This window comes from Bradyrhizobium sp. (genome assembly GCF_019244115.1).
Taxonomy (GTDB): domain Bacteria; phylum Pseudomonadota; class Alphaproteobacteria; order Rhizobiales; family Xanthobacteraceae; genus Bradyrhizobium.
The window spans coordinates 1-5,840 of sequence record NZ_JAFATE010000783.1 but is presented as its reverse complement, the minus strand read 5'-3'; the positions used below and the strand labels follow the sequence as shown (position 1 = coordinate 5,840).

The 5,840-nt window shown below is 64.8% G+C and carries 4 protein-coding genes; 1 reads left to right on the top strand and 3 read right to left on the bottom strand.

Features of this window, described 5'->3' with window-relative positions; translation table 11 throughout:
* The first annotated feature begins 282 nt into the window (after positions 1-282).
* A complete protein-coding gene (locus tag JOZ76_RS33460; protein ID WP_291705658.1) occupies positions 283-1,002 on the top strand; it encodes a ribonuclease activity regulator RraA in 720 nt (239 codons plus the stop codon).
* Between the two features lie 241 nt (positions 1,003-1,243).
* Here JOZ76_RS33460 and JOZ76_RS33455 read toward each other — a convergent pair whose 3' ends face one another.
* From JOZ76_RS33455 to JOZ76_RS33445, 3 genes are all read right to left on the bottom strand, one after another.
* Positions 1,244-3,355: a S9 family peptidase gene (locus JOZ76_RS33455; protein ID WP_291705657.1), complete on the bottom strand. Its 2,112-nt coding sequence runs from the start codon at positions 3,353-3,355 to the stop codon at positions 1,244-1,246.
* A 170-nt stretch (positions 3,356-3,525) separates the two neighbouring features.
* A complete protein-coding gene (locus JOZ76_RS33450; RefSeq protein WP_291705656.1) occupies positions 3,526-5,220 on the bottom strand; it encodes an ABC transporter permease in 1,695 nt (564 codons plus the stop codon).
* The coding region (locus tag JOZ76_RS33445) for an ABC transporter ATP-binding protein (protein ID WP_291705655.1) at positions 5,217-5,840 on the bottom strand (624 nt) is incomplete at its 5' end. The genes JOZ76_RS33450 and JOZ76_RS33445, both read right to left, overlap by 4 nt.

Below are 5,840 nucleotides of genomic sequence, written 5' to 3'. Positions count from 1 at the left end.
TGCGATTTCGATTTCCTCGAAACCGGCTTTGGCGCACCCGTCGGAGAACCGGTGATTTATTAGTACCTGACGGAGTCGACCTGAACCGTTCGCAACGATGGTGGTGCGCCCCCTCCCCCCTTGCGGGGGAGGGTTGGGGAGGGGGGGTCCCCAACCGACACCGTCAGTGTGGACCCCCACCCATAGCCGAAGCTTTGCTTCGGCGTCTTCTTAACAGACGGCCGCAAGGCGGCCTACGCCCTCCCCGCAAGGGGGAGGGGAGCACTGAGAGCGAACCAGCCTATGTCAAAACTCAGCGAAGCGACCCGCAACAAGCTCAAGACCGTCTCCACCGCCACCGTTGCAACCGCGCTGTTCAAGCGCGGTTTTCGCATCCAGTGCATTCAGGACGTTCATCCCTTGAGCCCCGACCAGCCGACCATGGTGGGCGAAGCCTTCACGCTGCGCTACATGCCGGCGCGGGAAGACCTCAACAAGCTCGATGTCTTCCGCGACCGCTCCCATCCGCAGCGCAAGGCGGTCGAGGATTGTCCGCCGGGCAGCGTGCTGGTGATGGACAGCCGCAAGGACGCGCGCGCCGCGTCCGCAGGTGCGATCCTGGTGAGCCGTCTGCACCAGCGCGGCGTCGCCGGTGTCGTCACCGATGGCGGCTTTCGCGACTCGGCCGAGATCGCAAGGCTCGGCATTCCCGCCTTTCATCACCGCCCCTCGGCGCCGACCAACCTCACCTTGCATCATGCGATCGAGATCAACGGGCCGATCGCCTGCGGCGATGCGCCGGTGTTTCCCGGCGACGTCATTCTCGGCGACAGCGACGGCGTCATCGTCATCCCGGCGCATCTCGCCGACGAGATCGCCAACGAGACCTTTGAGATGACCGCGTTCGAGGATTTTGTTGCCGAGGAGGTCGGCAAAGGTCGCTCCATCCTCGGCCTCTATCCCGCGACCGATGAGCAGACGCTGACGGATTTCGCCGCGTGGCGGAAGAAGATGGGGCGATAACTCGCGCAACATTCTTCGCTGTCGTCCCGGACAAGCGAGCTGGAGCGGCGCAACGCGCCGCGCTCAGCGAGCGCAGATCCGGGACCCATAACCCCGGGCGGTTGTTGCTGCGAAAAGGCGTTACCCCCAGCTCGTGCAATAGCTGAGGCCTGTGGTTATGGGTCCCGCTTTCGCGGGGACGACAGTCTTGGTGTCCGCTTGTGCCGCGTTCGATGCGACTGGGCTTTTGCTCGGGAAGCAGCTACACCTCACCCTTCCCCGCCAACCCGGCCGCCCACAGCGCGAACGCGTAGACGATCGCGACCTCGTCGAGCCGGTTGAAGCGGCCCGAGGCGCCGCCATGGCCGGCGCCCATGTTGGTGCGCAGCATCACGGGGCCGCCGCCGGTCATGGTCGCGCGCAGCCGTGCGATCCATTTTGCGGGCTCCCAGTAGGTAACTCTGGGATCAGTAAGCCCGGCCATGGCGAGGATGGCGGGATAGGGCTTTGACGTGACATTGTCGTACGGCGAATAGGACAGGATCGTGCGAAAGTCCTTTTCGCTCTCGATCGGGTTGCCCCATTCCGGCCATTCCGGCGGCGTCAGCGGCAGGGTGTCGTCGAGCATGGTGTTGAGCACGTCGACGAACGGCACCTCGGCGACGATGCCGGAAAACAATTCGCCCGTGCGGTTAGCGACCGCGCCCATCAGCATGCCGCCGGCGCTGCCGCCATGGCCGACGATGCGCTTGGCGCTGGTGTATTTTGCCTCGATCAGCGCACGGGCGCAGGCCGAAAAATCGTCAAAGCTGTTGGTCTTCTTCTCGCGCTTGCCGTCGAGATACCAGCCCCAGCCCTTGTCGGTGCCGCCGCGGATGTGGGCGATCGCGTAGACGAAGCCACGATCGACCAGTGACAGGCGGTTGGCGTTGAACGAGGCCGGCATCGACATGCCATAGGAGCCGTAGCCATACAGCAGCAGCGGCGCGCGGCCATCGCGCGAAAAATCGCGACGATGCAGCAGCGAGATCGGGACCTCGGCGCCGTCCTCCGCGCGCGCCATGATGCGGGTTGTGACATAGTCGGCCGCATTATGGCCGGACGGGATCTCCTGGCGCTTGCGCAAGATGCGCGTGCGCGCCGCCATGTCATAGTCATAGACTTCGGACGGCGTCGTCATCGACGAATAGGCGAACCGCAGGTTTTTTGTGTCGAATTCGTACCCGCCCATCGTATCCAGCGAATAGGCCGTCTCGTCGAAGGCGATCGCATGCTCCTCGCCGCTTGCAAGGTCGCGGATGATGATTGATGGCAGTGCATTGGCGCGTTCCAGCCGCACCATGTGCCCGGAATAGAGATCGTGGTCGATGACGTAGATGCCGGGACGATGCGGGATCAGGTCGCGCCAGTTGGCGCGCTCCGGCGCCGCGAGCGGCGCGGTCACGATCTTGAAGTCGATGGCCTCGTCGGCATTGGTCAGGATGAACAATTCGTCGCCGCGGTCGGCGAGCGAATATTGCACCCCCACCTCGCGCGCCGCCACGAGCCGCGGCGGCGTGTCCGGAGCGGCCAGATCGATCAGCCGCTGTTCCGATGTTTCATGATCGCCGCCGGCAATCACGCAGAAGCGGCCCGAGGTGCTCTCATGAATGTGGGTGAACCAGCCGGCATCCTGCTCCTCATGGACCAGCACATCGTCAGCCTGCGGCGTGCCGAGACGGTGCCGCCACACCTGCATCGGACGATGGTTGTCGTCGAGCTTGACGTAGAAGAAGCTTCTGCAATCCGGCGCCCATACCATGGCGCCATCGGTTTCCTCGACTGTCTCGTCGAGGTCGCGACCGCTCTCCCATTCGCGGACGCGGATCGAAAAATACTCAGAGCCCTTGATGTCGGCGCTCCAGGCGACCAGCCTGTGGTCGGGCGAATGGCGGCTGCCGCCGAACTTGAAATAGGCGTGATCCTTCGCCAGCGCGTCGCCGTCGAGCACGATTTTTTCCTGGCCGCCGCCACGCGGCATGCGGCCGAACATCTCGTGCTGGCCGCCCTCACGATACCTGCGGAAATAGGCAAAGGGGCCGTCCGGCGACGGCACGCTGGAATCGTCCTCCTTGATGCGGCCGCGCATCTCGGCGACAAGTTTTTTCTGCAGCGGCGCGGTGTGGCCGAGCAGGCTTTCCGTATAGGCGTTTTCCGCTTCGAGATAGTGGCGGATGTCCCTGTCCAGCACGGTGGGATCGCGCAGCACCTCCTGCCAGTTCGCGTCCTTCAGCCAGGCGTATTCGTCGCTGACGGTAATTCCGTGCGCGGTAAAGGCATGCGCGCGGCGCGGCGCGACCGGAGGAGCGGCGGTTTTGTCCAGAACATCAGTCACTTAGGAGATCCTTGATCAGCAGGAAGGGCCCCGGACATATGGGCCGAAAATGGCGAAATGCCATAAGCCGGCAGGCACATTCGGTAGGATGGGCAAAAGCGGCGCGTGCCCACCGCCCCGCGTGCTGTGGCCAGTTGGTGGGCACGGCGCAAGAGCGCCTTTGACCACCCTTACGAATTCCGCAATCTTGCCCCCGCACTGGCGCCGAACATCGGGATGCGGTTCACCGCCAGCACCACGGCAAAGGTGATCACCAGCATCGCAATCCCGAGCACCGCGATCGCGGCGAGATCGCCGCTCTCGTTGAGGTCGTAGATCAGGACAGAGAGCACCTTGGTCTGCGAGGTGAACAGCACGATCGCGGCTGACAGTTCGCGCATCACGCCGATGAAGATGAAGCACCAGGTCGCGATCACGCCGGTGCGCAGCAGCGGGGCCGTGATCTGCCAGAGCGAGGTCAGCCGGGTCGCGCCGAGGATGCGGCTCGCTTCCTCCAGCTCCGGATGAATGGTCGCGAACGCGGCCTGCAGCTGCTGATAGGCGGTCGGCAGGTTGATGGTCAAAAACGCAATCAGCAGAATCCACAGCGTCCCGTAGAGCACGAAGGGCGGCCGTGTGTAGCTCAGGAACAGGCCGACGCCGAGCACGATGCCGGGCACCGCGACGGGAGCCGTGGCGAGCAGGCCGAGGATGCGCGAGCCCGCGATCAGCCGCCGCGTCGTGACATAGGCGATCACGAGTGCGAGGATGGTGCCGATGGTCGCGGCGGCCGTGCCCAGGATCACGGTGTTCTTGAGCACGAGGGCGGTGGCGGAGAGCTCGGTGAACACGAAGACGACGTTGTGCAGCGTCAGGGTCGACGGCGTCACAAAAGTCGTCGCATTCGGCGACAGCGCGGCGTTGAGCAGCGCGAGATAGGGCAGGAACACCGGGTTGAGCAGTACGATGAGACAGAAGATCATCGCCACCCAGCGCCAGCCTTTCAATTCGACGCGGCGCGGCGGGCCGTATTTCCCGCCGACCACGGAATAGCCGCGGCGGCCGAGCAGCGCCCTTTGCGTCTGTAGCAGCAGGATGGTGAGCACGAGCAGCGGCACCGCGGCGGCAGCAGCGAGCTCGAGCTTTGGCGGATACTGGAACAGGCTCCAGATCTTTGTCGTCATGGTGTGGAAGCCCGCGGGCAGCGCCAGGATCGCGGGCGAGCCGAACAGCGTCATTGCCTGCAGGAACGCGATCAGCGCGCCCGCGAGCAGCGCCGGCAGCGCGAGCGGAATGGTGATGCGCCGCGCCGTGGTCCAGGCTTTTGCGCCGAGAATGGCGGAGGCATCCTCCAGTTCGCCCGGCATGGTGTCGAGCGCATTCGCCACCAGCACGAACACGAACGGAAAGGTGTAGCAGGAAATGACGAAGATCACGCCCGGCAGCGAATAGATGTCGAACAGGTGCGCGTCCGACTCGGCGCCCGTCAGCGCGCGAAAAAGCTGATTGAGGAGGCCCGAATTCGGCGCGGCGAGCAGCTCCCAGGCCACCGCACCGAGAAAGGGCGGCGTCACGAACGACGCGGTCATCAGCGCGCGGATGGTCTGCCGTCCCGGCATGTCGCTGCGCGACACCAACCAGCCGATCGGAGCGGCGACCACGCAGCAGATCGCAGCCGAGGTGACGGCGATGATCGCGGTGGTCAGCAGCGGATCGAGGAAGTCTGGATCGGAAAACAGCGTGACGAAATTTTGCAGCGTAAAATGCCGCGCCTTGTCGGTCAGGCTATAGACCGCGAGCCACGACAGCGGCAGCAGGATGAGCACGGCGAGCACGAGCGCGACCAGCCACAGCACGGGGCGGGTGATGTCGATGCGCCGCCTCATCGCGCCAGCGCCCGGCAGCGCTCGGGCGGCAGGGTCAAGAAGACTTCGCTGCCCTCGGTGACGAGATTGCCCGGCGCGGTGACGACGCGCAGGCTGGTGCCGTCGGCGGCGGCGACCAGATAGTCGCGCGTCGCGCCCAAAAATACCTGCCGCAGCACGGTCGCCCTGATGACGTTGCCCGGGTCCTGCGGTGCCCTGGCCGAAAGGCTGATGTCATGCTGGCGGATCGCGATCGCGGCGGTCTCGCCGCTCACAAGCGCAGCGCCGGTTACCCGCAGCATCGCCCCGGCAAATTCCAGGTGATCGGCATCCCGTGCGCGCCCCTTGATGATGTTGGCCGCGCCGATGAAGCGCGCGACGAATTCCGATTGCGCGCGGTCATAGATGTCTTCCGGCGTGCCGAGCTGGTCGATCCGGCCGCCATTCATGACCGCGATCAAATCGGCCGTCGTCATCGCCTCGGACTGGTCGTGGGTCACATAGACCGTGGTGTAGCGATATTCGTCGTGCAGCCTCCGGATCTCGAAGCGCATTTCTTCGCGCAAATTCGCATCCAGATTCGAGAGCGGCTCATCGAGCAGCAGCGTCTCCGGCTCGACGATCAGCGCGCGCGCCAGCGC

Coding starts and splice junctions, on each gene's coding strand:
- JOZ76_RS33460 (WP_291705658.1), top strand. CDS start 283: ATGTCAAAACTCAGCGAAGCGACCCGCAACAAGCTCAAGACCGTCTCC.
- JOZ76_RS33450 (WP_291705656.1), bottom strand. CDS start 5,220: ATGAGGCGGCGCATCGACATCACCCGCCCCGTGCTGTGGCTGGTCGCG.